This is a genomic window from Phenylobacterium sp. (genome assembly GCF_020253645.1).
Classification (GTDB): Bacteria; Pseudomonadota; Alphaproteobacteria; order Caulobacterales; family Caulobacteraceae; genus Phenylobacterium.
This window is the reverse complement of record NZ_JADCBG010000144.1, coordinates 1-3,660: the sequence shown is the minus strand read 5'-3', so window position 1 is coordinate 3,660 and position 3,660 is coordinate 1. Positions and strand designations below refer to the sequence as shown.

The 3,660-nt window shown below is 70.8% G+C and carries 5 protein-coding genes and 1 pseudogene; 4 read left to right on the top strand and 2 right to left on the bottom strand.

Translation table 11 applies throughout. The features are described 5' to 3' along the window. The 4 genes and pseudogenes from INE98_RS10120 to INE98_RS10105 all read left to right on the top strand — a co-directional run. Nucleotides 1–294: pseudogene (locus INE98_RS10120) on the top strand (DNA helicase II); the annotation flags it as partial. A gap of 66 nt (nucleotides 295–360) precedes the next feature. Further along, the gene (locus INE98_RS10115) at nucleotides 361–1,254 is read left to right on the top strand and encodes an alpha/beta hydrolase (protein ID WP_293538684.1); all 894 of its coding nucleotides are present in this window, start codon (nucleotides 361–363) and stop codon (nucleotides 1,252–1,254) included. Further along, the gene (locus tag INE98_RS10110; protein WP_293538683.1) at nucleotides 1,251–1,703 is read left to right on the top strand and encodes a hypothetical protein; all 453 of its coding nucleotides are present in this window, start codon (nucleotides 1,251–1,253) and stop codon (nucleotides 1,701–1,703) included. Before INE98_RS10115 ends, INE98_RS10110 begins: the two co-directional genes overlap by 4 nt. Continuing rightward, nucleotides 1,700–2,566 carry a 50S ribosomal protein L11 methyltransferase gene (locus INE98_RS10105; RefSeq protein ID WP_293538681.1) on the top strand — a complete coding sequence of 289 codons (867 nt, stop codon included), beginning with the start codon at nucleotides 1,700–1,702 and terminating at the stop codon, nucleotides 2,564–2,566. The genes INE98_RS10110 and INE98_RS10105 overlap by 4 nt, the downstream gene beginning before the upstream one ends. Nucleotides 2,567–2,606: 40 nt before the next feature. Here the strand turns inward: INE98_RS10105 and INE98_RS10100 are convergent, their stop codons facing one another. Both INE98_RS10100 and INE98_RS10095 read right to left on the bottom strand, forming a co-directional pair. After that, nucleotides 2,607–2,855: a GIY-YIG nuclease family protein gene (locus INE98_RS10100; protein WP_293538679.1), complete on the bottom strand. Its 249-nt coding sequence runs from the start codon at nucleotides 2,853–2,855 to the stop codon at nucleotides 2,607–2,609. A gap of 71 nt (nucleotides 2,856–2,926) precedes the next feature. After that, the gene (locus tag INE98_RS10095; RefSeq protein ID WP_293538677.1) at nucleotides 2,927–3,484 is read right to left on the bottom strand and encodes a GNAT family N-acetyltransferase; all 558 of its coding nucleotides are present in this window, start codon (nucleotides 3,482–3,484) and stop codon (nucleotides 2,927–2,929) included. Nucleotides 3,485–3,660: the final 176 nt, after the last annotated feature.

The window sequence follows — 3,660 nt, the reverse complement described above, 5'->3', positions numbered from 1 at the left end:
CGCTGGGACGAGACCCCGGCCTTCGGCTCCGGCTACGACTCCCCCGGCTGGCGGCGGGCGCAGGATCGCGGGCGCCCCGCAGCTCCCGTCAACCGCAAGGCCGTCATCGAGGGCGAAGGCAAGCTGCTGGCGGTCTCCGACCCCCAGTCCAGCGCCTATTCCCGGGGCGACCGGGTCTTCCACCAGAAGTTCGGCTATGGCCGGGTGCTGGTGGCCGAGGGCTCCAAGCTGACCGTGGCCTTCGACAAGGCCGGAGAGAAGAAGGTGCTGGACAGCTTCGTGGCGAAGGCCTGAGACCTCGCCGCGCTTGCGGCCCGGCGACCGGCGCGCCATCGTGCAGCCCCTGACAGGGAGAGACAGATGGCAAGGCTGACCGCGAACGGAATCGAGATCGAATACGACGTCCACGGGCCGGAGGGCGGGGAGCCCGTCGTGCTGGTCATGGGCCTGGGCGCCCAGATGATCCGCTGGTCCATGGACATGGTCGGGGACCTGGCCGGGCGCGGCTATCGCGTGGTGCGGTTCGACAACCGCGACGTCGGCCTGTCCCACCGTTTCGACGACGTTCCGCCGCCCAGCATCGGCGAGGTCGCCAAGGCGGTGCGCGAGGGCCGGCGACCCGAGGTTCCCTACTTCCTGTCGGACATGGCCGCCGATGCGGCGGGCGTGATCGAGGGCCTGGGGCTTGGCTCCGCCCATGTGGTCGGCGCCTCCATGGGCGGCATGATCGTCCAGATGCTGGCGGCGGAGCACCCGCACCGCGTGCGCTCGATGACCTCCATCATGTCCTCCACCGGCAATCCCAACCTGCCGCCGGCCCGGCCCGAGGCGGTGGCCTTCCTCGTGAACCGGGGCCCTGATCCGCATGCGGACCTCAAGGCCTTTCTCGACCATGGGCTGGCCTCGGCCAGGGTGATGGCGGGGCCCGCCGGGGTCCTGGACGAGGCGGCCGAGCGCGCCGGCATCGAGCAGTCCTTCCGGCGCGCCTATTACCCCGTCGGTTTCCTGCGCCAGTACGCAGCCATCCTGGGCAGCGGCGATCGCCGCGAGGCTCTTCGCCGCATCACCGCGCCGACCGTGGTGATCCACGGAGCGGACGATCCCCTTGTCCCCGTCGAGGGCGGTCATGACACCGCCGCCTGTGTGCCGGGGGCGGAGATGCATGTGCTGGAACGCATGGGCCACAACATCCCGGCGCCCCTGATCCCGAAGGTCTGCGATCTGATCGAACGGGCGGTCCGCCGGGCCGCATGAAGGTCGAGCTGGCGGGCGCGGCGGCCTTCGCCTGCCTCGGCCTGATCGCGGGCGCCCTGCTGCGACCTCAGCCCGCGGACTTCCGTCCCGACCCGGCCTTCGCGACGCCCGGCTTCACCGGGCCGCCTGCCGAGGGCTTTGGCGGTGCAGACCCCTCCGCCGGCTGGGGCGGCCGGTGGGGCAGGTTCGGCTCGGTTCCGGACTATGTGGTCGGCACGGACTCCCGCCAGCCGCCTCCCTTGGACGTCCCGCCACCGCCGCCCTGGGAGGAGCCCGCGCCCGAGCCCGAAGCGGCGATAGAGCGCCCGCCTGAGGCCGTCGACATGCCGGAGACTCCGCCTCCCGCCGCCGCCCCTGCACCTGGGCCTGCACCGGGTCCTGCACTGGGGCCTGGGCCTGCGCCCGCCCCCTCGCCTTCCGGCGCGGACCGCCCTAAGGAGGGCGAATGAGCGAAGACGCCGTCCAGATCATCGCCCGCGGGCCCCGAGCCGCGGCCGAGGCCGCCGCCGCCGTCCTCGACGCCGACCCGCTGTTCGAGGGAACGACCTACTCCATCCTCGAGGAGGACGAGGACCACGACGTCTGGCGGATCGACGCCTTTCCCACCACGCGCGAGGAAGCCGATGCGCTCAAGGCCCGGCTGGTCGTCCAGCCTGGCCTTGTGGTCACGGTGGAGGCCCTGGCCGACGCCGACTGGCTCGCCATGTCCCTTTCAGGCCTTCCGCCTGTGCGCGCGGGCCGCTTCTTCGTCTATGGCGCCCACGACCGGGGACAGGTCCCGCCCAACGCCGTCGCCCTGCGAATCGAGGCCGGCGCGGCCTTCGGCACCGGCCACCACGGCACCACGGTGGGCTGCCTGCTGGCCTGGAACGACCTGATCAAGTCGCGGCGCTTCGACAGGGTGCTGGACGTCGGCGCCGGGACCGGCGTCCTGGCCATCGCCGCCGCCCGGACCGGGGCCCGGCTGGCCCGCGGCACGGACATCGACGCCCCCTCCGTCCGGATCGCCCGGGAGAACGCCGCCCTGAACGGCGCCCGGGCCCAGTTCGTCCACGCCTCGGGCCTCGGCCACCAGCGCGTGCGTTCCGCCGCGCCCTATGACCTGGTCTTCGCCAACATCCTGGCCCCGCCCCTGGTGGCCCTGGCCCAGGACATCCGCGGCGCCCTGAGGCCCGGCGGGGTGGCCATCCTGTCCGGCCTCCTGCGCACCCAGGAACGGCGGGTGCTGGCGGCCTACCGCTCCCGCGGCTTCCGCCTGCTGCGCCGCATCCACCGCGACGCCTGGGCGACCCTGGTGCTTGAGCGGCCCTGAGGGATCAGGCCACGACCAGCCCTGCACCAAGCTCAGCGCATCACAAGCGCAGGCGTTCCTGCAACTTCTGATTGACCAGGTGGGCCTTCCAGGCCGCCTGCATCTCGCGGTTGGGCGAGCCGCCGTGCCGGAGGCTGAACCAGATGCTGTTCTGCTGGGCGTCGAGGTTCCGGCTCACGCCCAGCCAGGCCTTCCCCGCCGGCGCGCACGCCACGCGGAAGATCCCCGCCCGGGACTTGCGACCCTCCTTCCAGGCCTGAACAGTGTCTCGGCGGCGTTGCTTGTCCACGGTCTCATCCTCGACGTGAGCCGGGCTCCTCACAGCGGCGACCCGCCTTCGTCAATTATACCCGGATGTTATTAGCGATTGGCCGCGAGCCATTCGTCAGCCAGCAGCGCGTAGACATAGCTGTCGCGCCAGCCGTCACGGGCCTTGAGGTTCTTCAGCATATGGCCCTCGCGGCGCATCCCCACCTTCTCCATGATCGCATAGGAGCCGTGGTTGCGGGCGTCGCAGGTGGCCCAGATGCGGTGGTGGCCCAACTCCGTGAAGGCGATCCGGGCTAGGGCTCGGGCCGCCTCGGTCCCATAGCCCTTCCCCCACGCGTCCCGGCTGTAGCAATAGCCGAAGGCGCTGTTGTCGCTGTTGGCGTCGTGCAGAGAGATGGAGCCGATCATTTCAGACGTTGCCTTCACCTCGACGGCCAGGCTCAGCTCCTCCTGCGGCCAGGTCTTCTGCCGTTCAAGATTGCGGTCCAGCACCTCTCGGGTGACCTCCAGGGTGTTGGGGCCCCAGGGCATGTAGCGCACCACCTCCGGGTCGGTGGCGTAGGCGTGGATGGAGTCGAAGTCGTCTTCACGGAAGTCGCGCAGCAAAAGCCGCTCGGTCTCGATGGGAAGCCAGAATGGGGTGGACACGGGAACGATCCGATTCAGGAGGGTTGGGCGGGTTCGTGGTCTTGCCAGACCCCGACCGATGTTGGCGGGGTCTGGTTCGAGGCGGCGTCAGCTCAAGGCGTGCGCATTCGAACGACCCCGGTGGGACCGTTGGAATTGGAGCAAGCGAAAGCCTCAGCGCGAACCATGGGCGGCTT

What these genes read in the sequence shown, in the direction of transcription:
- INE98_RS10115 (WP_293538684.1), top strand. Translation starts at nt 361, where the DNA reads ATGGCAAGGCTGACCGCGAACGGAATCGAGATCGAATACGACGTCCAC.
- INE98_RS10110 (WP_293538683.1), top strand. Translation starts at nt 1,251, where the DNA reads ATGAAGGTCGAGCTGGCGGGCGCGGCGGCCTTCGCCTGCCTCGGCCTG.
- INE98_RS10105 (WP_293538681.1), top strand. Translation starts at nt 1,700, where the DNA reads ATGAGCGAAGACGCCGTCCAGATCATCGCCCGCGGGCCCCGAGCCGCG.